At 71.1% G+C, this 20,603-nt stretch carries 18 protein-coding genes; 11 read left to right on the forward strand and 7 right to left on the reverse strand.

Going from position 1 to position 20,603, the window contains the following annotated elements; all coding sequences use genetic code 11:
- Window positions 1-89 precede the first annotated feature (89 nt).
- The 10 genes from HRU81_07345 (at window position 90) to HRU81_07390 (ending at window position 11,122) form a co-directional block, all read left to right on the forward strand.
- Complete coding sequence (locus HRU81_07345) at window positions 90-1,622, forward strand: acyl-CoA carboxylase subunit beta (GenBank protein QOJ31921.1); 1,533 nt, start codon at window positions 90-92, stop codon at window positions 1,620-1,622.
- 31 nt (window positions 1,623-1,653) lie between these two features.
- Window positions 1,654-3,639: an acetyl/propionyl/methylcrotonyl-CoA carboxylase subunit alpha gene (locus HRU81_07350; GenBank protein QOJ31922.1), complete on the forward strand. Its 1,986-nt coding sequence runs from the start codon at window positions 1,654-1,656 to the stop codon at window positions 3,637-3,639.
- A 20-nt stretch (window positions 3,640-3,659) separates the two neighbouring features.
- Window positions 3,660-4,667: a methylmalonyl Co-A mutase-associated GTPase MeaB gene (meaB, locus tag HRU81_07355; GenBank protein ID QOJ31923.1), complete on the forward strand. Its 1,008-nt coding sequence runs from the start codon at window positions 3,660-3,662 to the stop codon at window positions 4,665-4,667.
- Window positions 4,664-5,068 (forward strand): methylmalonyl-CoA epimerase, encoded by a 405-nt coding sequence (gene mce, locus HRU81_07360; GenBank protein ID QOJ31924.1) that lies wholly within the window; start codon window positions 4,664-4,666, stop codon window positions 5,066-5,068. Before meaB ends, mce begins: the two co-directional genes overlap by 4 nt.
- Before the next feature lie 147 nt (window positions 5,069-5,215).
- Window positions 5,216-8,107 carry a monovalent cation/H+ antiporter subunit A gene (locus HRU81_07365; protein QOJ31925.1) on the forward strand — a complete coding sequence of 964 codons (2,892 nt, stop codon included), beginning with the start codon at window positions 5,216-5,218 and terminating at the stop codon, window positions 8,105-8,107.
- Entirely contained in the window at window positions 8,095-8,442 is a 348-nt protein-coding gene (locus HRU81_07370) for a Na+/H+ antiporter subunit C (GenBank protein QOJ31926.1), read from the forward strand. Before HRU81_07365 ends, HRU81_07370 begins: the two co-directional genes overlap by 13 nt.
- Window positions 8,442-9,995 carry a monovalent cation/H+ antiporter subunit D gene (locus HRU81_07375; GenBank protein ID QOJ33332.1) on the forward strand — a complete coding sequence of 518 codons (1,554 nt, stop codon included), beginning with the start codon at window positions 8,442-8,444 and terminating at the stop codon, window positions 9,993-9,995. Before HRU81_07370 ends, HRU81_07375 begins: the two co-directional genes overlap by 1 nt.
- A gap of 8 nt (window positions 9,996-10,003) precedes the next feature.
- Complete coding sequence (locus HRU81_07380; GenBank protein QOJ33333.1) at window positions 10,004-10,501, forward strand: Na+/H+ antiporter subunit E; 498 nt, start codon at window positions 10,004-10,006, stop codon at window positions 10,499-10,501.
- Window positions 10,498-10,779, forward strand: a complete 282-nt coding sequence (locus tag HRU81_07385) for a K+/H+ antiporter subunit F (protein QOJ31927.1) — start codon at window positions 10,498-10,500, stop codon at window positions 10,777-10,779. Before HRU81_07380 ends, HRU81_07385 begins: the two co-directional genes overlap by 4 nt.
- Before the next feature lie 22 nt (window positions 10,780-10,801).
- Window positions 10,802-11,122: a cation:proton antiporter gene (locus tag HRU81_07390; GenBank protein ID QOJ31928.1), complete on the forward strand. Its 321-nt coding sequence runs from the start codon at window positions 10,802-10,804 to the stop codon at window positions 11,120-11,122.
- Window positions 11,123-11,173: 51 nt separating this feature from the next.
- On the opposite strand, the gene HRU81_07395 is transcribed toward HRU81_07390, so the two are convergent.
- Both HRU81_07395 and HRU81_07400 read right to left on the reverse strand, forming a co-directional pair.
- Window positions 11,174-12,151 carry an ACP S-malonyltransferase gene (locus HRU81_07395; protein ID QOJ31929.1) on the reverse strand — a complete coding sequence of 326 codons (978 nt, stop codon included), beginning with the start codon at window positions 12,149-12,151 and terminating at the stop codon, window positions 11,174-11,176.
- 87 nt (window positions 12,152-12,238) lie between these two features.
- Window positions 12,239-12,712 (reverse strand): DNA starvation/stationary phase protection protein, encoded by a 474-nt coding sequence (locus HRU81_07400; GenBank protein ID QOJ31930.1) that lies wholly within the window; start codon window positions 12,710-12,712, stop codon window positions 12,239-12,241.
- A gap of 99 nt (window positions 12,713-12,811) precedes the next feature.
- Between HRU81_07400 and HRU81_07405 the strand changes: the two genes are divergently transcribed.
- Window positions 12,812-13,747 carry a hydrogen peroxide-inducible genes activator gene (locus tag HRU81_07405; GenBank protein ID QOJ31931.1) on the forward strand — a complete coding sequence of 312 codons (936 nt, stop codon included), beginning with the start codon at window positions 12,812-12,814 and terminating at the stop codon, window positions 13,745-13,747.
- Between the two features lie 41 nt (window positions 13,748-13,788).
- Here the strand turns inward: HRU81_07405 and HRU81_07410 are convergent, their stop codons facing one another.
- The 5 genes from HRU81_07410 to HRU81_07430 form a co-directional block, all read right to left on the reverse strand.
- Complete coding sequence (locus HRU81_07410) at window positions 13,789-14,634, reverse strand: restriction endonuclease (GenBank protein QOJ31932.1); 846 nt, start codon at window positions 14,632-14,634, stop codon at window positions 13,789-13,791.
- Between the two features lie 20 nt (window positions 14,635-14,654).
- On the reverse strand, window positions 14,655-15,548 hold the full coding sequence (gene gluQRS / locus HRU81_07415) for a tRNA glutamyl-Q(34) synthetase GluQRS (GenBank protein ID QOJ31933.1): 894 nt from the start codon (window positions 15,546-15,548) through the stop codon (window positions 14,655-14,657).
- 2 nt (window positions 15,549-15,550) lie between these two features.
- Window positions 15,551-17,476 (reverse strand): thiamine pyrophosphate-binding protein, encoded by a 1,926-nt coding sequence (locus tag HRU81_07420; protein ID QOJ31934.1) that lies wholly within the window; start codon window positions 17,474-17,476, stop codon window positions 15,551-15,553.
- The gene (locus tag HRU81_07425) at window positions 17,476-18,816 is read right to left on the reverse strand and encodes an MFS transporter (protein ID QOJ31935.1); all 1,341 of its coding nucleotides are present in this window, start codon (window positions 18,814-18,816) and stop codon (window positions 17,476-17,478) included. The genes HRU81_07420 and HRU81_07425 overlap by 1 nt, the downstream gene beginning before the upstream one ends.
- Before the next feature lie 250 nt (window positions 18,817-19,066).
- The gene (locus HRU81_07430; GenBank protein ID QOJ31936.1) at window positions 19,067-20,497 is read right to left on the reverse strand and encodes an aldehyde dehydrogenase family protein; all 1,431 of its coding nucleotides are present in this window, start codon (window positions 20,495-20,497) and stop codon (window positions 19,067-19,069) included.
- Window positions 20,498-20,603: the final 106 nt, after the last annotated feature.

Below are 20,603 nucleotides of genomic sequence, written 5' to 3' on the forward strand. Positions count from 1 at the left end.
ATACGCGAACGGCAGCGTCGCGGTCCGGCCCGGTCCGGCACCCGCGTCCGGCCGGCCCGCGCGCAACCTGCAATCTGGAGTAGCAAGGCATGCAAGACATCATCCGGCAGCTCGAGGACAAGCGCGAGGCTGCCAAGCTCGGCGGTGGCACCAAGCGTATCGGGCTGCAGCACGCCAAGGGCAAGCTCACCGCGCGGGAGCGCATCGCGCTGCTGCTCGACGAGGGCAGCTTCGAGGAATGGGACATGTTCGTCGAGCACCGCTGCACGGACTTCGGCATGGCCGAGCAGAAGATCCCGGGCGACGGCGTGGTGACCGGCTACGGCACCATCAACGGCCGCCTGGTGTTCGTCTTCAGCCAGGACTTCACCGTGTTCGGCGGCTCGCTCTCCGAATCGCATGCGAAGAAGATCTGCAAGATCATGGAACAGGCGATGAAGGTCGGCGCGCCGCTGATCGGTCTCAACGATTCCGGCGGCGCGCGCATCCAGGAGGGCGTCTCCTCGCTGGGCGGCTACGCCGACGTCTTCCAGCTCAACATGCTGGCCTCCGGCGTCATCCCGCAGATCTCGCTGATCATGGGCCCCTGCGCCGGCGGCGCCGTGTACTCGCCGGCCATCACCGACTTCACCTTCATGGTGAAGGACAGCTCCTACATGTTCGTCACCGGCCCGGACGTGGTGAAGACCGTGACCCACGAGGAAGTCACGGCCGAGGAACTCGGCGGCGCCGTCACCCACACCACCAGGTCCGGCGTGGCCGACCTCGCCATGGAGAACGACCTGGAGGCCCTGCTCAACACCCGCCGCTTCTTCAACTTCCTGCCGGCCAGCAACCGCGAGAAGCCGCCGGTGTGGCCGACGCTGGATTCCCCGCTGCGCGCCGAGCCCTCGCTCGACACCCTGGTGCCCGACGACCCGGCCCGGCCCTACGACATCAAGGAGCTGATCCTCAAGGTGGCCGACGAGGGTGACTTCTTCGAGATCCAGCCCGACTACGCGAAGAACATCGTCATCGGCTTCATCCGCCTCGAGGGCTCCACGGTGGGCGTGGTCGCCAACCAGCCGATGGTGCTGGCCGGCTGCCTGGACATCGACTCCTCGATAAAGGGCGCGCGCTTCGTGCGCTTCTGCGACGCCTTCAACATCCCCATCCTGACGCTCGAGGACGTGCCCGGCTTCATGCCCGGCACCTCGCAGGAGTACGGCGGCATCATCAAGCACGGCGCCAAGCTGCTGTTCGCCTACGCCGAGGCCACGGTGCCCAAGGTCACCGTCATCACCCGCAAGGCCTACGGCGGCGCCTACGACGTCATGGCCTCCAAGCACCTGCGCGGTGATGTCAATTTCGCCTGGCCGAGCGCCGAGATCGCCGTGATGGGCCCGAAGGGCGCGGTGGAGATCATCTTCCGCAAGGACATCGGCGACCCGGCGGCCATCGCCGCGCGCACCGAGGAGTACCGGCAGAAGTTCGCCAACCCGTTCATCGCCGGCGCCCGCGGCTTCATCGACGACGTCATCATGCCGCGCGACACCCGCGCGCGCGTCTGCCGCTCCTTCGCCATGCTCCGCAACAAGGAGCTGAAGAACCCGTGGCGCAAGCACGGCAACATCCCGCTCTGACCCGCGCTCTGCACCAGGGGCCGCATCGCACATGTTCAAGAAAATCCTCATCGCAAACCGCGGCGAAATCGCCTGCCGCATCATCCGCACCGCGCGCCGCATGGGCATCGGCACCGTGGCGGTGTACTCCGACGCCGACCGGCGTTCGCTCCACGTGCGCATGGCAGACGAGGCCGTGCACATCGGCCCTTCGCCGTCGGCACAGAGCTACCTGGTCGCGGAGCGCATCATCCAGGCCTGCAGGGACACCGGCGCCGAGGCCGTGCACCCCGGCTTCGGCTTCCTCTCCGAGCGGGCCACCTTCGCCGAGGCGCTGGCGGCGGCCGGCATCGTCTTCATCGGCCCCCGGCCGCACGCCATCACCAGCATGGGCGACAAGATCGCCTCCAAGCTGCTGGCGCAGAAGGCCGGCGTCACCACCATCCCGGGCTTCACCGGAGTCATCGAGGGAGCCGACCACGCGGTAGAGATCGCGCGCGGCATCGGCTACCCGGTGATGCTCAAGGCCTCGGCAGGTGGCGGCGGCAAGGGCATGCGCGTGGTGCGCAACGATGCCGAGTGCCGCGACGGCTTCCTGCGCGCCACCAACGAGGCGGTCGCCTCCTTCGGCGATGGCCGCGTGTTCGCCGAGAAGTTCATCGAGGACCCGCGCCACGTCGAGATCCAGGTGCTGGCCGACCAGCACGGGCATGTCATCTACCTGGGCGAGCGCGAATGCTCCATCCAGCGCCGGCACCAGAAGGTACTGGAGGAAGCCCCCTCGCCGCTGCTCGACGAGAAGACCCGCAGGGCGATGGGCGAGCAGGCCGTGGCGCTGGCGAAGGCCGTGGACTACTGCTCCGCCGGCACGGTGGAGTTCGTCACCGACCAGAACCGCAACTTCTACTTCCTGGAAATGAACACGCGCCTGCAGGTCGAGCATCCGGTGACCGAGATGGTCACCGGCGTGGACCTCGTGGAACTCATGATCCGCGTGGCCGCCGGCGAGAAGCTGCCGCTCTCCCAGAAGGACGTGAAGCTCAAGGGCTGGGCACTGGAAGCGCGCGTCTATGCCGAGGATCCGTTCCGCAATTTCCTGCCCTCGACCGGCCGCCTGGTGCGCTGCCGGCCGCCGCAGGCCGGCGATGCCGTGCGCATCGACACCGGCATCGAGGAAGGCAGCGAAGTGTCGATGTTCTACGACCCGATGATCGCCAAGCTGGTCACCTGGGGCGAAACCCGCGCCCAGGCCATCGACCGCATGCAGGACGCGCTCGATGCGTACTACATCCGCGGCGTGTCGCACAACATCGGTTTCCTCAACGCGGTGCTGTCGAAGGAGCGCTTCCGCCAGGGCCGGCTCAGCACCGGCTTCATCGCCGAGGAGTATCCGGACGGCTTCAGCGCCGCCGACGTGCCGCAGGCCGATCCCGGCCTGCTGATCGCGGTGGCGGCCAGCGTGCACCGCCGCTTCATGGACCGTGCCGCACGGCTCTCCGGCCAGCTGCCGAGCCACGAGCGCGTGGTCGGCGATGCCTTCGTCGTCATCGTCAACCGCATCCACCATGCGGTGACGGTGCAGGCCATCCCGGGTGGCTGCCGGGTGCGGGTCGGCACCACGGACTACGAGGTCATCAGCGACTGGCAGATGGGCCAGCCGCTGATGCGCGGCAGCGTCAATGGCGAGGCCATCTGCATCCAGGTCGACCGCGTCGGCATCCGCTACCGGCTCACGCGGCGCGGCTCGCAGGTCGACGCGCTGGTGGTCACGCCGTCCACGGCGGCCGTCGAAGCGCTTATGCTGGAGAAGCAGCCGCCGGACCTGTCGAAGTTCCTGCTCTCGCCCATGCCGGGGCTGCTGAAACGGCTGGCGGTCAAGGTCGGCGACGAGATCAAGGCCGGCGAGGAGCTCGCGGTGGTCGAGGCCATGAAGATGGAGAACAGCCTGCGCGCCACCGACGACGTGAAAGTCGGCAAGATCCTCGCCACCGAGGGCCAGAGCCTCGCGGTGGACCAGCCGATCCTGGCCTTCGACTAGGCCGGCGGCCCCACGTCCGCATGAGCGCCCGGCGCGCACTGAACCCTGACGAGCTCGCCGGACAGGTCCGCGCCGGTGACCGCCGGGCGCTGGCGCGCGCCATTACCCTGGTGGAATCGGCGCGGCGCGAGGACCAGGGGCCGGCCAACCGGCTGCTCGAGCTGCTGGCACCCCATGCCGGGCGCTCCATCCGCATCGGCGTGAGCGGCGTGCCGGGGGTGGGCAAGTCGACCTTCATCGAGGCGCTCGGCAACCATGTCATCGACCAGGGCCACAAGGTCGCGGTGCTGGCGGTGGATCCCTCCTCGGCCATCAGCGGCGGCTCGATCCTCGGCGACAAGACGCGCATGGAGACGCTCGGGCGCCGCCTCGAGGCCTTCATCCGCCCCTCTCCCGCCGGCCGCACGCTTGGCGGCGTCACCCGCCACAGCCGCGAGGCGATGCTGGTGAGCGAGGCCGCCGGCTTCGACGTGATCCTGGTGGAAACCGTCGGCGTCGGCCAGTCGGAGACCGCGGTGGCGGAGATGACCGACATGTTCGTGCTGCTGCTGCTGCCCGGTGGCGGCGACGAACTGCAGGGCATCAAGCGCGGCATCATGGAGCGCGCCGACCTGGTGCTGGTCAACAAGTGCGACGGCGACCTGCAGGCCGCCGCCGAGCGCGCCGCCACCGATTACCGCAACGCGCTGCGCCTGCTGCAGCGGCGCGCCGCGGCCTGGCAGGTACCGGTGCAGGCCTGCTCCGCGCGCGACGGCGCGGGCATCGCCGCGGCCTGGGACGCCATCGGCCGCTTCCGTGTCGCGGTCACCGCCAGCGGCGACTTCGCCGCCAACCGCGCCAGCCAGGCCCGCGCCTGGCTGTGGAGCGAGATGGCGGAAACCCTCATCGATGCCCTGCGCGCCGACCGCGGCATGCAGGGCCGGCTCGATGCCATCGAGGCTGCCGTGGCCGCGGGAACGGCCGCACCACGGGTCGCCGCCGCGGAACTCGTCGACATCTTCCTCAAGTCCGGAAAGGCTGCATCGTGATCGGCAAGCTCAACCACGTCGCCATCGTCGTCCCCGACCTGGAGGCCGCCACGGCCCTGTACCGCGACACCCTCGGCGCGCGCGTCTCCGCGCCGCTGCCGCTGCCCGCGCACGGCGTCACCACGGTGTTCGTCGAGCTGCCGAATACCAAGATCGAGCTGCTGCACCCGCTGGGCGAGGCCTCGCCCATCGGCCGGTTCCTCGAGGCGAATCCCTCGGGCGGCATCCACCACCTCTGCTACGAGGTCGCCGACATCCTCGCGGCGCGTGACCAGTTGCGTGCCGCCGGTGCCCGCGTGCTGGGCGATGGCGAGCCGCGGACCGGCGCACACGGCAAGCCGGTGCTGTTCCTGCATCCGAAGGATTTCTGCGGCACGCTGCTCGAACTCGAGCAGGCCTGATAGACTCGATTCCGCCACCCCCGCCACCGGCCAGTCACCACGCGACCTGGCACCGCGGGATCCCGGCCGGGGTGCCGCACATGTCGGACTGTCGACCGGGCCACCCGGGCTGCAGCCGCGCCTGACCCGCAAAGGAGCCCGTGACGGATGCCGGCATCGCTGCTGCTGCCACTGATCCTTGCGCTGCCGGCCGCCGGCGCCGTCGGCGCACTGCTGTTCCGCGTCAACGCACGCAATGCCGAGGCCTGGCTGGCCGCCATCTGCTCGCTCGCGGCCTTCCTGCTGCTGCTCGGCTGCTATCCGCAGCTGGCGCGCGGCGAAACACTGCGCCTGACGCTCGAGTGGCTGCCCGCGCTGGGGCTGGCATTCGCGCTGCGCATGGACGGCTTTGCCTGGATGTTCTCGCTGATCATCACCGGCATCGGCCTGCTGGTGGTGATCTACGCCCGCTACTACATGTCGCCGCGGGATCCGGTGCCGCGCTTCTTCGCCTTCTTCCTGTCCTTCATGGCCAGCATGCTCGGCGTGGTGCTGTCGGGCAACCTGGTGCAGCTGGTGCTGTTCTGGGAGCTGACCAGCCTGTCCTCCTTCATGCTCATCGGCTACTGGCACCACAACCCCGCGGCACGCAATGGCGCGCGCATGGCGCTGCTGGTGACCGGCAGCGGCGGCCTGGCACTGTTCGCCGGCGTGCTGCTCATCGGCCGCATGGTCGGCAGCTACGACCTCGACGTGGTGCTCGCCGCCGGCGACCTCGTCCGCGGGCACGCGCTGTACCTGCCTGCGCTGCTGCTGGTCGTGGCCGGCGCGCTCACCAAGAGCGCGCAGTTTCCCTGGCATTTCTGGCTGCCGCAGGCGATGGTGGCGCCGACGCCGGTATCCGCGTACCTGCACTCCGCGGCGATGGTCAAGCTCGGCGTCTTCCTGCTGGTACGGCTGTGGCCCGTGCTGGCGGGCACCGATGCCTGGATGCTGAGTGTCGGCCTCGCCGGCCTGGTGACCTTCGTGCTGGGTGCGTTCATCGCCATTTTCCAGCAGGACCTGAAGGGCCTGCTGGCGTATTCGACCATCAGCCACCTCGGGCTGATCACCGCGCTGCTCGGCCTGAACAGCCCGCTGGCAACCGTGGCCGCCATCTTCCACATCCTCAACCATGCGACCTTCAAGGCCTCGCTGTTCATGGCGGTGGGTGTCATCGACCATGAAGCCGGCACCCGCGATATCCGCCGGCTGTCGGGCCTGGTGCGCTACATGCCGATCACCGCCACGGCCGCCATGGTGGCAGCCGCGGCCATGGCCGGTGTGCCGCTGCTCAACGGCTTCCTGTCGAAGGAGATGTTCTTCTCCGCATCGCTGGGCGTCAGCGGGCCCGTACCGCTGGTCGACCGCGCCCTGCCGTACGTGGCGATCGCCGCCGGCGCCTTCGGCGTCGCCTACTCGCTGCGCTTCATCATCGGTGCCTTCTTCGGGCCGGATCCGCTCGACCTGCCGCGCCAGCCACGCGAACCGCCGCGCTGGATGCGCTTTCCGATCGAGCTGCTGGTGCTGGCCTGCGTGCTGGTCGGCGTCATGCCGGGCATCACCGTGCGGCCACTGCTCGACATCGCGGTGCCGGCCGTGCTCGGCGGCGACACCCCGGCCTACCGCATCGCGGTCTGGCATGGCTTCAGCCTGCCGTTCGCCATGAGCCTGGCCGCGCTGGCGGGCGGTGCCCTGCTCTACCGGCTGCTGCGCGCCCGCCTGGAGGCCGGGGAGGAAGGCATCCCGCTGCTGCCACCGGTCGATGGCCGGGTGGTGTTCGAGCGCACGCTGGAGCTGACGCGTCGCGCCGCCGGCCGGCTCGAGGGCTGGCTGAACCCGCAGCGCCTGCAGCCGCAGCTGCGCTGGATGGTTGCCGCCGCGGTCGTCGCCGCGGCGGTTCCCGCCTGGCGCGGCAGCCTCGCCGGCGGCGGCCTGGCGGCACCCTCGCAGGCCGCGCCAGCCGACTGGCTCTTCGGCCTGGCCTGGGTGGTGGGGGGCGGCTGTGCGCTGGTCGCCGCCCAGCAGGCGAAGTTCCACCGGCTGGCTGCACTGATGCTGGCCGGGGGTGCCGGACTGGTCACCTGCATGACCTTCATCTGGTTCTCCGCGCCGGACCTGGCGCTGACGCAGTTCCTGGTGGAGATCGTCACCACGGTGATGCTGCTGCTCGGGCTGCGCTGGCTGCCCCGGCGCATCCCGTTCGCCGCGACCCGCGCCGGCGCGCTGGCGGCGCTGCCCAGGCGCAGTCTGGACCTGCTGCTGGCCATCGCCGCGGGCGGTGGCCTGGCACTGTTGTCGTACCTGGCGATGAGCCAGGCACCGGTGGAGCGCATCTCCCGGTTCTTCGTGGCGCACGCCTTCGACAGGGGTGGCGGCACCAATGTCGTCAACGTGATCCTGGTCGACTTCCGCGGCTTCGATACCCTCGGCGAGATCACCGTGCTGGCGGTCGCCGGCCTGGCGCTGTATTCGCTGCTGCGACGCTTCCGGCCGGCGCCCGAGAGCACCCGGCCGCCGCCGCAGCAGGGCCTCCCGGAAGCGGACCTGGAGCGGGAGATGCAGGTGCCGGCGGTGATCATGCGGCTGATGCTGCCGGTGTCCGTGGTACTCGCGCTGTACTTCCTGCTCCGCGGCCACAACCAGCCGGGTGGCGGCTTCGTCGCCGGGCTGACGCTGGCCATCGGCATCAGCCTCCAGGCCATGGCGGGTGGCACCCGCTGGCTCGAGGCGCGCCTGAGGATACGGCCGCTGCAGTGGATGGGCCTGGGCCTGCTGCTGGCCGTGGCCACCGGCGCCGGCTCCTGGTGGTTCGCGCGGCCGTTTCTCGCCTCGGGGGTCTGGCACGCTGACCTGCCCTGGCTGGGCGAACTGCACCTGCCGAGCGCGGTGCTGTTCGACCTCGGGGTGTTCCTCCTCGTCCTGGGAGTGACGATCCTCATGCTGATCACGCTCGCCCACCAGTCGGTGCGCGGCGAACGCCAGGCGCGCCAGCTGGAACCCTCGCCATGGCAGAGCTGATCCTGTCACTCGCCATCGGCGTGCTCGCCGGCGCGGGCACCTGGCTGCTGCTGCGCCCGCGGACCTTCCAGGTGGTCATCGGCCTGTCGCTGCTCTCCAATGCGGTGAATCTGTTCCTCTTCGGCATGGGCGGCCTGAAGTCCGGGGCGGCGCCGATCGTGCCCGCCGGGCCGGCACCGGACGCCGCCCTGCTGGCGGACCCGCTGCCCCAGGCGCTGGTGCTGACCGCCATCGTCATCGGCTTCGCCATGACGGCCCTGCTGCTGGTGGTGCTGCTGGCCGCGCGTGGCCTGGCCGGCACCGACCACGTGGACGGTCGCGAGGGCGGGCAGTGATCCGCTGGCAGCCACATCTGGTGGTGCTGCCGATCGTGCTGCCGCTGGCCGCGGCGGCACTGATGCTCTTCGTCAGCGAGCAACGCCGCATGGTCAAGCGCATGGTCTCCTCGCTGACCATGCTGGCCGTATTGGCCGTGGCGGCCCTGCTGGTACAGCAGGCGGGCCAGGGGCCGCCGGCCGTCTACCGCCTCGGCGGCTGGCCGGCGCCGTTCGGCATCGTGCTGGTGGCCGACCGGCTCGCGGCACTGATGGTCCTGCTCGCCTCGCTGCTGGCGCTGGCGGCGCTGGTGTTCTCGTTCGCGCGCTGGGATCGTGCCGGACCCCGCTTCCACAGCCTGGTGCTGGTGCTGCTCATGGGCGTCAATGGCGCCTTCCTCACCGGGGACCTGTTCAACCTGTTCGTGTTCTTCGAGGTGTTCCTCGCCGCCTCCTACGGGCTGGCGCTGCATGGCGCCGGCGCCGCGCGCGTGCAGGCGGGCCTGCATTACATCGTGGTCAACCTGGCCGCGGCGCTGCTGTTCCTGGTGGGCGTCGCCCTGATCTACGGCGTCACCGGCACGCTCAATCTGGCGGACCTGGCGCTGCGCATCCCGGCGACGGCAGGCACCGGCCGGACATTGCTCGAAGCCGGTGCCGCCGTGCTCGGCATCGCCTTCCTGGTGAAGGCCGGCATGTGGCCCCTGTGCTTCTGGCTGCCGCGAGCCTATGGCATGGCCTGCGCACCGGCCGCCGCCGTGTTCGTCATCCTCACCAAGGTCGGCATCTACGCCATCCTGCGGGTCTGGCTGCTGTTCTTCGGCGGCACGGAGGCGGCGCCGCACTTCGGCCAGGAAGTCCTGATCGCCGGCGGCCTGCTGACGCTCGCCGTGGGCGCCATCGGCGTCTTCAGCTCGCCCAGCCTGTCGCGGCTGGCGACCTGCAGCCTGATCGTCTCCTGCGGCACCCTGCTCGCCGCGCTGGGAACGGGCGATCCCGCAGTGAGCGCTGCCAGCCTCTACTACCTCGTTGCCTCGACGCTGGGCCTGGGCACGCTGTTCCTGCTGATCGAGCCGATGGAACGCAGCGGTGGCGAGGCGGGCGTGCGCAGCATCACCGAGGAGTCGGTCGGCAGCTTCGAAGCCGAGGACCGCGAGGAGGTCGGGGTTGCCATCCCGGCGGCCTGGGCGTTCCTCGGCATGTCGTTCGTCGTCTGCGCCCTGCTGGTGGCCGGGCTGCCACCCATGCCCGGATTCGTCGCCAAGCTGGCGCTCCTCGATGCCCTGATCCGCCCGGAGCCGGTCGGCGCGTCCGCCTGGATGCTGATGTCGCTGCTGCTGCTGTCCGGGCTGTCGACCCTGGTGGCGGCCAGCCGCATCGGCGCGCGCATCTTCTGGATGCCGGCGCAGCCGCTGGCGGCCCGCGTCAGCGCCATCGAGATGATGGCCGTGCTGCTGCTGCTCGGCGCCGCCATCCTGCTGGTGGTGCAGGCCGGCCCGGTGATGCAGTATCTGGGGGACACGGCGCAGGCGCTGCATGCGCCGCATGATTACCTGGAAGGGGTGCTCGATTGAGGGAGCGGCTGTCCGGCCTGTGCTTGTGGCTGTCGCTCACGGCGCTGTGGCTGGCCCTGAACCAGAGCCTGTGGGCCGGCGATGTGCTGCTGGGCGCGCTCATCGCCCTGGTTGCCTGTCGCGCCTATCGCAGGCTGCAGCCCCCGGCCGACCCGGTGCCGGCACAGGCTGCCGCCTGGCGACGCGGCCGCACCGCCTTCCGGCTGCTGCTGGAAGTCGCCATCGACGTGGTGCGCTCCAATATCGCCGTGGCACGCATCATCCTGTTCCGGGGCACGCGCAACCAGACCGCGGGATTCCTCGACATTCCGCTGCAGCTGCGCGACCCGGCAGGGCTCGCCACCCTGGCCTGCATCATCACCGCGACGCCCGGTACTGCCTGGGGGCGTTACGATGCCGGACGCGGCATCCTCACCATCCACGTCCTCGACCTGGTCGACAGGTCGGCCTGGACCCGCATCATCAAGGACCGCTACGAGCGGCGCCTGCAGGAGATCTTCGAATGACCGCCCTGCTCCTCGATGGCAGCCTGTTGCTGGCCCAGGGCCTGCTGACGCTGGCGATGGCCCTGGCTACGCTGCGGCTGATGCGCGGGCCGCGCGCCCAGGACCGGGTGCTGGCCCTCGACACGCTGTACGTCAGCGCGATGCTGGTGCTGCTGCTGCTCGGCATGCGCAGCGGCGTCGGCCACTACTTCGATGCCGCCCTGGTGATCGGCACGCTCGGTTTCGTCTCGACCGCGGCACTCGCCCGCTTCCTGCTGCGCGGCGAGGTGATCGAATGAGCCGCCGCAAAGGGACGGGCTGATGGCCCAGTTCGCCGACCTGCCGTGGGTGGTGGCCGTGCCGGTCGCGCTGCTGGCCCTGTGCGGGGCCGCGCTGACGCTGGTCGGCGCGCTCGGCCTGCTGCGACTCGGCACCTTCCACGAGCGCGTGCACGCACCGACGCTCGGGACCACGCTCGGCACGGGATGCATCCTGCTGGCGTCGATGCTGCTGTTCTCCAGTCTGGAGACACGGCCGGTGCTGCACGAGATCGTGCTCGGCCTGTTCATGACCCTCACCACGCCGGTGACCTTCGTGCTGCTGCTGCGGGCGGCACGGCGGCGCGAGGGCTCGGGCAATTGAGAAGCCCGCCATCCCGGCGCCACGGCCGGCGCGCCCGGGAATCCGCCGGCCTCAGGCCGCGAACTGCTCCGCCGCCGCGCGCAGCGTGGCGCTGTTGATCGCCGCCGCGTACTGCGCCTCGTAGTTCGATCCCTTGAGGGTCTTGCGCACGATGCTCTCGAGGTTGGGGCGCTTGTCGGCAGGGCCCTCGCCGCTGCCGATGCCGCCGCCGAACTCGATCATGTGGCTGATCCCCTGCTGCATGGCGGTCGCCAGGCAGCCCACCCAGTCCACGGGATTGAAGAGCTGGAAGAACAGCCGCGTGCGGATCGCGCCCGCCGCGGCATCGTGCAGGCTGGCGGTGTAGTTGGACAGCACGCCGATGGCCAGCGGCGCGAAGGGCGTGGCATCGAGGGTCTCGCGGAAGCGCCGTGCCGCCTCCACCATCAGGTAGGTATGGAATGCGCCTTCGGTCGCCAGCCTGATGGCGCGCTTGCGCGGGCTGGTCTGCTCCATCTCCGCGGCCAGCGCCTCGAGGTCGGCCTCGCGGCCGCCGACGACCGTCTGCTCGGGCAGGTTGATGCTCGCCACCTGGCAGTAGTGCCGGTCGGCGATGGCGCGGGCCGCGGCGGCATCGAGGCCCAGCGCCAGCATGCCGCCCTCGCCGTGCTCGCCCATCAGCTCGCCCCGGCGCCGCACCAGGCGCAGGCCATCGGCGAAGCCGAGGCTGCCGGCGGCGACCAGCGCCGTGTACTCGCCGAGGCTGTGCCCGGCGGCGAGCAGCGGCAGCACGGGCCTGCCCACCAGCGCCTGGAACACGCGCAGGCAGGCCACCTCGTGGGTGAGCAGCGCCGGCTGGGTGTGGCGGGTGAGGCCGATCTCGCCGGCCGGATCCTCGAAGGACAGCCGCGCCATGTCATAGCCGAGCGCCTCGCTGGCCTCGGCGTAGGTTTCGCGGGCGACGCTGTAGTCAGCGCAGAGGTCGCTGCCCATCCCCCGGTACTGCGAGCCCTGCCCCGGGAACACGAACATGATGCGCCGCTCGGCCATGGAATCACCCCGCTGGAAACACGGCGCAGAGAATAGCAAAACGGAGGCGTCGCGAGCCGTCGCCCGCGGCGCCCCCGTGCGGCGGGATCAGGCGTCTTCCAGCAGGCTGCGCAGCATCCACGCGGTCTTCTCGTGGATCTGCATGCGCTGGGTCAGCAGGTCGGCCGTCGGTTCATCACCCGCCTTGTCCACCAGCGGGAACAGCTTGCGCGCCGTGCGCACCACCGTCTCCTGGCCCGTCACCAGGTTGCGGATCATGTCCTCCGCGCCGGGCACGCCGGTTTCCTCCTTGATGGCGGTGAGCCGGGCGAAGGCCTGGTAGGAGCCCGGCGCCGGATAGCCCAGGGCACGGATGCGCTCGGCGATGACGTCCACCGCCAGCGCCAGCTCGGTGTACTGCGCCTCGAACATGAGGTGCAGCGTGTTGAACATGGGCCCGGTGACGTTCCAGTGGTAGTTGTGCGTCTTCAGGTACAGCGTGTAGCTGTCTGCCAGCAGCTTGCCGAGCCCCTCCGCGATCGCCTTGCGGTCCTTCTCCTTGATGCCGATATCGATGGCCACGGGATTCTCCTCTGGTTTTCCACAGCCCTATCCTAGCCCGTCGCCCGAATCATTCCAGTAGAATGTTGCGATCGGATTGTTCGCCTTTCTGGATGAACCATGGCCCGGGCCGGAAACCAGGCAGCGCAACCCCGCCACCTGCCGACGGTGCGCCAGCTGCGCTACTTCGTCACCCTGGAGCGCCTCGGTCACTTCGGCCGGGCGGCAGCGGCCTGCTGTGTCTCGCAATCCGCCTTCAGCGTGGCCATCCGCGAGCTCGAGGGCCTGCTCGGCGTCAGCCTGGTGGAACGGACCAACCGGCGCGTCACCATCACCCGCGCCGGGCACGACATCGCCACGCAGGCGCGGCTCTGCCTCGGCGACATCGAGAGCCTGGTGGACATGGCGCGGGAGCGCCGGCAGGCGCTCAGCGGCCCGCTGCGCCTCGGAGTCATCCCCACCATCGCGCCCTTCCTGCTGCCCGCGGCGCTGCCACGGCTGCGGCGCAAGTTCCCGGCGCTGCAGCTGTTCATCCGCGAGGCGCTGACCGATACGCTGCTCGACGAACTGGCGCAGGGCACGCTGGACCTGCTGCTGGTCGCCCTGCCGCACGAGCTGCGTGGCACCGAGGTCATGCCGCTGTTCGAGGAGCGCTTCCTGCTGGCCTGCCGGGAGGACACGCGCCTCACCGACCCGCGGCATTTCGTGGTGAACCGCCTGGCGCCGGAGTCCATCCTGCTGCTGGAGGAAGGCCACTGCATGCGCGAGCATGCCCTCGCCGCCTGCCGCCTGCGCAGCCGTAGCCGGGTCAGCCCCTTCGCCGCCTCGAGCCTGCACACCCTGCTGGAAATGGTCGACAGCGACCTCGGCATCAGCTTCGTGCCGGAAATGGCGGCGGGCTCGGGACTGCTGCGGCACACCCGCGTACGCACCTGGCCGCTGCCCGGTGGCGCGGGCCGCGAAATTGCCCTGTGCTGGCGCCGCCGCTCGGCACGCGGCGCGGACTTTCGCCAGCTCGGCGAGCTGTTCCGCCAGGCCCGGCCGCAGGCCACCTGAAGGCGGGCGCCGGCGCGGCCCGCTTCAGGGCCGCTGCGGGGTCAGTCCCGGCACAGCTCCGTCGCCTCCTTCAGCAGACGTGCGCGACGCGGCGCCGGCAGTCGCAGCGTATCGAGTGCATCAGGTCGCGCCAGCACGTCACGGGCCAGCACCAGGCCCTGTTCGAGCAGGCGTGTCTTCTCCGCCCGCGAGAGCACGCCGAGGCAGGTCAGCGGATGCAGCCCGGAGCGGTCGATGCGCTCGCGCAGACTGCCCCCGGCGGGCTGGTCCCAGCCCACCAGCTGCAGGCCGACGCACTGGCCATAGCGCAGCGCATCGCTGCTGAAGCGGGTGTTGGTCACCAGCCAGCCCTGGTGGAAGCGCTCGCCGTTGCCCGGCTGCTGCTGCCAGCGCTGCGCCACGTCGGTGAAGCGCGCCTGGATGTACAGCGGGATCTTCACGTCGCAGACCCGGCCGGGGACATTGTGATACTTGCACTCCACCAGGAAGTGCTGATGCCCGCGATCGGCGACGACATCGACCTCGTGGCGGACGCAGCGCCCCTCGACCATCACCCGCAGCTGCACGCGGTAGCCCTCGTCCCCGAGGATGCGGGCCACGAAGTCCTCGAAGGGAAACCCCGAGGGCCCGAGGTCGAGGATGGCCTGCTTCAGCCGGTAGCGGCCGGCTACCCGCCTGGACCGGCGGTGCAGCAGCCGGAAGGCCAGCTTGTACAGGCGCCGCGTGCTGATGCCTGGCTCCAGCTCCGGCCGGATTGCCGTGGCGATGGCCGCGCTCATCTCCGGCGTGGCGCCCGCGCGCTCCAGCGAGTGGCGCAGCTTCGCGACATCGTAGGGCACCCGCTCGCCGTTGGCCTTGGTCACCAGCAAGGAAGTTTCGACAGACATGGCCGGCAAGTTAGCAGGGCTCAGTCGCCCTGCGCCAGCGCCATCACCGCGGCCGGAGCGAGGCCCCGCGCGCGCAGCGCGGCGATCTCCAGGTCGCGGTCGCGCTTGGCGAGGCGCCGCCCGCTGGCGTCGCGCAGCAGCCGGTGGTGGTGGTAGCGCGGCGGCTCGAGACCGAGCACGGCCTGCAGCAGGCGTTGCACCGGGGTGGCGGCGAACAGGTCCTCGCCGCGGGTCACCAGGGTCACGCCCTGCAGGTGATCGTCGAGCACCACGGCCAGGTGGTAGCTGACGCCGACATCCCTGCGACCGAGCACGATGTCGCCACAGGCGGATGGCGCCACGTTCTGGCGGCCCGCTTCGCCCGCCGGGCCCCGCCCGGTTTCCTCGAACCACAGTTCGCGGCCGCCCGATGCAGCGGCGCAGGCGCCGGCATCCAGCCGCCAGGCATGGGGCTCGCCGGCCGCCAGCCGCTGCTGCCGCTGCCCGGCGGGCAGGTTGCGGCAGGTGCCCGGATACAGCGGCCCCTCGGGGCCCTGCGGAGCCGCCGGCATGGCGGCGATCTCCGCGGCGATGTCGGCGCGGGTGCAGAAGCAGGGATAGGCCAGGCCGCGCGCGGCGAGAGCGGCGAGCGCGGCCCGGTAGTCCGCCAGGCGCGTCGACTGCTGCAGCACCGGCTGCTCCCAGCGCAGCCCGAGCCAGGCCAGATCCTCGATGATGCCGGCGACGAACTCCGGACGGCAGCGCGTGGTGTCGATATCCTCGATGCGCAACAGGAAGCGGCCGCCACTGCCCTCTGCCAGTCGCGCGGCGGTCATGGCGGCCAGCGCATGGCCGAGATGCAGCCGGCCGCTCGGGCTCGGCGCGAAGCGGGTGGTCTCCGGCGCATCCGGCGGCCGGCGCAGCGATGCCTGCATCCCTAGACCTTGCGCTGGCGCTCGGCGGCGATGGAGATCTGCGGATACCAGGTCTGCTCGGTGCGCTTCATGCCGCGGTCGAGCTGCATGATCAGGGCATCGACCAGGAACGGCCGTCCTTCGGCCAGCACCCGCTTGGCACGACGCAGGGCACGGCGCAGCTCCGCCGGCGTCCTGCAGTTGGCCCCCTCGATGCCGAAACCGCGGGCCAGGCCGGCGAAGTCCACCTCCGGCTTGCCCAGGTAGCCGCTCACGTCGCGCCACTGCGCGCGCGTCTGCTGGTTGCGCCACAGCGGCGAGGCGGCCTGGATGCGGTTGCGCTCGTTGTCGTAGCTGCGGTTGTTCAGCACCAGGATGAGCACGGGAATGTCATGGCGCGCGGCGGTCCACAGGCATTCGACCTGGCCGAACAGCATCGCGCCATCGCCGAGCAGGCAGGCAACCTCGCGGTCCGGCAATGCCGTCTTCACGCCGAGCGCGGCACCGATGCCCCAGCCGAGCGCGAAGCCGGTGGTCTGGCCGATGAGCCGCTTGCGGCCCGGCGAGAAGTCCAGCCACTGGTAGGGTGTGCGGTAGTCGAGTTCAGGCACGACGATGGCGTCCGCCTCCAGCACCTCCTCCAGTTCGGCGGACACCCGCTCCCAGGACATGGGGCTCGCGTTCCAGTGCTCCCGGGCGGCCTGCTGGCGCCGGTCGTCTTCCGCGACGGCCGCGGCGCGCGCCGCCGCCAGCCGCGGCTCGCGGATCGCCTGCAGGCGCTCGGCCGTGGCCATGCCGCGGATGGCATCGATCAGCGCCTGCAGCGTCTCGCGCACGCCGGCCGCGATCGGCAGGTCCACCGGCTGGCTCATGGCGATCGCCTCGGCCTCCACCCGCGCCTGGATGACGAAGGCATCGCGTGGCACCGGCGCAGTGATGAAGGCCGGATCCGGCATGGCGGCGCCAACATTGAGGAACACGTCGGTGCCGGCGCTGGCCCGCGGGAATCCCAGCCCGTGGAAGCCGGCGAACAGCGGGTGGCGGAAAGGCACATCGCCGTAGACACTCAGGCTCTGGGTGAAGGGCGCGCCGAGCAGCTCCGCCAGCGCGAGGAACTCCGCGTTGGCGCCCGCCCGCGTCACCTCGCCGCCGGCGCTGAGCAGCGGCTGGCGCGCCTCGAGCAACCGCCGCGCCGCCGTCTCGACCGGCTCCGCCTTCGGCTGCATGGCCGGTGGCACCGCGAAACGTTCCTGCGGAAAGATGACCTGCTCGACGTCACGGGCCGCCAGGATCTCGTTCGGCAGGCGGATGTGCACCGGTCCGCCCGGCGGCGTCTGCGAGACGCGGATGGCGCGCCGGGTCATCTCGCTGATCTGGCTGGTCTGCTCCACCTGCCAGAGCCACTTGGTGAATTCCGCGGCCGGCGCCAGCCAGTCGTCCATCTGCTCGAAACCGTCGCGGCCCGGGATCTCGTTGCCCGGGCCGTCGGAGAACACGGCGATGGCGGAGCGGTCCTTCCAGGCGTTGTAGAGGTTGTTGAGCGTGCTCGGCACCGCCACGCCCGGCACGAACAGCGCCGCCGGCCGCAGGCTCGCCAGCTCGAAGCCCTGCGCCATGCTGGTGGCCTGCGACTCGGACACCGAGAGGATCAGGCGCACGTCGGGGCGCAGGGTGATGGCGTCGAAGAACGGCGACATGCCGGTGGCCGTGGTGCCGAAGACGTTGCGGATGCCGGCCGCGCGCAGGGTCTCGACGAACACCTCCGCCCCGGTGCCCTTCATGCGCGTGCCGGCCGCCGGCAGCGGCTGCGCCAGCGCCACGCCGGGGTCGAGCGCCGAGGCCACGGCATCGGCCGCGGATGCGGAAAAACCGAGCGCCGCGAGGCCCAGCGTGAAATCCCGTCGCGAGAGCCCGCCGTCGGCAAAGCGCTTGACCAGACCACGCATCATCAGGCTCCTTCCACGACGGCGGCGCGCGCCCTGCCGCGCGCGTCACGGCGCCAGGCCGCCAGCGCCGCGCCGAACACCAGCAGGTTGACGGCTCCCATGAGCACGAAAGGCGCATGCGGCCCCACCACGTCGAACAGCTGGCCGCCGGCGACCGTCAGCAGGATCTGGCCGCTGGACCCGGCCAGGGTGAAGGTGCCGAGCACTGCGCCGCGGTCCTCCGCCGGCGCCTCCTGGCCGATCAGCGTGCCGGCGCTGACCACGGCGCTGGCCTCGCCGAGGCCGGCGACGATCACCGCGAGGATCATGGCGCCGCCGAGCGGATCGTCCACCAGCCCCAGCGCCAGGTAGCCCACCGCGGCGGCGGCAAAGGCGATGGCCACACCGGCCAGGCGCGGCAGCCGGTCGAGCACCAGCCCCATGCCGAAGGACCACAGCAGCCCGACCGCCTGCGAGATGCCGAAGACCATGCCGGCCCGGGCCGTCGCCGCGCTGACGCTCATGCCCGCAGCGAGGCCGGCCTGCACGATCCACAGCGACAGGAACGTGGTGATGACCGTCAGGTCGCTGCGCGCGGCGAAGGCCGTCAGGTAGCCGAGCGCGACACGCGGCCTGGCACGGCCGATGGCCACGCCGCGCAGCGTCAGCCGCAGCGGATTCGCGCGCGCCCGTGCCGCGGGTTGCGCCGGTGCGCGCAGCCCGGCCCGCATCAGCCAGGCCAGCAGCAGCACCGCCAGCGCCAGCACCCAGAAGCTCAGGCGCAGCGCCATGACCTCGCTGAAGCCGTTGCTGGCGAACACCAGCGGCAGCTTGGCGAGCACCGTCGCGGTGACCACCACGCCCAGCCCGTTGCACACGCCCACCGCGCCCATCCAGCGCCCGCGCGAGCGCTCGGCGACATACTCGGCGATCGAGGTCGAGAGCATGACGATGGCGGCGGCCATGCCGACCGCGTAGAGCAGCCGCAACGCCACCAGCCAGGCGACCGACGGCGCCAGCGGGTACACGACGAAGCCAAGCGCCATGATGCCGAGGCCGGCGATGAGCACCGGCCGGCGCCCGACGCGGTCCGACCAGGCACCGACCCCGGCGCCGAGCAGCACCACGGTGATCTCGCTCAGCGAAACGAGCAGGCCGGAGAGCGCGCCCTGCTGGTCCGTGGGGATGCCGAGCACATGGAACAGGTACGGGTTGACGAAGCTCAGGAAGGTGACCAGACCGATGGTGCTGAAGGTGCCGAACAGCAGTGTCGCGGCATTGCCCCGGCTGGTGCCCGCAGAGAGATGGAAGGGACCGAGGCGTGCTGGCGCGGCCTCGAGCGACCCGGCCTGTGCGTTGTCCATGCTGCCTTCTCCCCCCGGCGCTGTCACCGCAGTCTGTGCCGGCGACGGTGTCCCGGGCAAGCGGCAGGGTGTCGCAGAGCCGTTGGCACGCGGCGCTGGCGGTCGCCACGGCAGTTGCTACAATCCTGGCAGGCACGGAGCGGCAGGCTGCGCCGGTCCGTCATCAGTCCCTGGGGAGGGAGAGCGTCGTCGCGGGGGATCGCGGGCGCCGGAGTCGGGAAGGCCGGCGGCAGCCGGCCTTCCCGGCCACTCAGGCCTGCCCCCAGCCCGGCATCGCCTTCAGCTCGAGGAAGGCCTCCAGCCCGAACTCGCCCCACTCGCGGCCATTGCCGGATTGCCTGTAGCCACCGAAGGGCGCGTGCAGGTTCATCGGCGCCTCGTTCAGATGCACCATGCCGGCGCGGAGTTGGCCGGCGACGCGACGCACCTGCGCGGGGTCGCTGCCGGAGACATAGGCCGCGAGGCCATAGTGGCTGTCGTTGGCGATGTGCAGCGCCTGCGCCTCGTCGACGAAAGGCATGATCGCCAGCACCGGGCCGAAGATCTCCTCGCGCGCGATGGTCATGCCGGCATCGACGCCGGCGAAGATCGTCGGCCGCACGTAGAAGCCGCGATCCAGGCCGGGCGGGTGGCCGGTGCCGCCCAGGGCCAGGCGCGCACCCTCGTCGATGCCCGACTGGATCAGCCGCTGGATGCGCTCGTACTGATTGCGGCTGATGACCGGGCCGAGATCCGTGGCCGGGTCGGCCGGATCCCCGGTGCGCAGCGCCGCGGCGGCCTCGCAGGCCAGCGCCACGGCCTGGTCGTGCAGCGCCCGCGGCACCAGCATGCGCGTGGGCGCGTTGCAGGACTGGCCGCTGTTCTGGAAGCACTCGCGCACGCCCCAGCTGACCGCCCGTCCGAGCACTCCCTCGTCGAGGATGATGTTCGGCGATTTGCCGCCGAGCTCCTGGTGCACGCGCTTGACGGTGTCGGCAGCGGCCCTGGCCACGGCGATGCCGCCGCGGGTGGAGCCGGTGAAGGACACCATGTCGATCCCCTCATGCGCCGCCAGCGCCTGCCCGGTGTCCGCGCCATCGCCCTGCACCAGGTTGAAGACGCCGGGTGGCACGCCGGCCTCGTGGAGGATCTCGGCGAAGACCAGCGCCGACAGCGGCGCGAGCTCGCTCGGCTTGAGCACCATGGTGCAGCCGGCACCCAGCGCCGGGGCGACCTTGCAGGCGATCTGGTTGAGCGGCCAGTTCCACGGCGTGATCAGCCCGCATACCCCGATCGGCTCGCGCTGCAGGCGCAACCGGCCACGGTCCTCGGTGAAGGGGTAGCGCGCGAGCACCTCGACCATCGCCTGCATGTGGCCTGCGGCGAGCCTGGCCTGGGCCCGCCGGGCGAAACCGATCGGCGCGCCGAGCTCCGCGGAAATGGCCCGCGCAAGGTCCTCCCGCCGGCGTTCACAGCGCTGCGCGATGGCGGCGAGCAGCTCGCGCCGCTCGGCGACGCTGCTGGCGGCAAAGGCCGGGAAGGCCTGGCGCGCGGCGGCGACGGCACGGTCCACGTCCGCCGCCCCGCCGAGGACGATGCTGCCCACCCGCTCCCCGGTGGCCGGGTTGGTCAGCGGATAATCGCGCGGCGCCGCCGCTTCGACCCAGCGGCCGCCGATGTAGAAACGGCGATGCGCCTGCATGCACCCCTCCACCGGGCCGGCCGACCGGTTCCTCTGACCCGTCCCTCTGACCCGTTCCTCTGGCCGGGCACGCATTGTATCGTGCGCGCTCCGCCGGACAGCCTCC

The organism is Gammaproteobacteria bacterium (assembly GCA_015709695.1).
Lineage (GTDB): Bacteria > Pseudomonadota > Gammaproteobacteria > Steroidobacterales.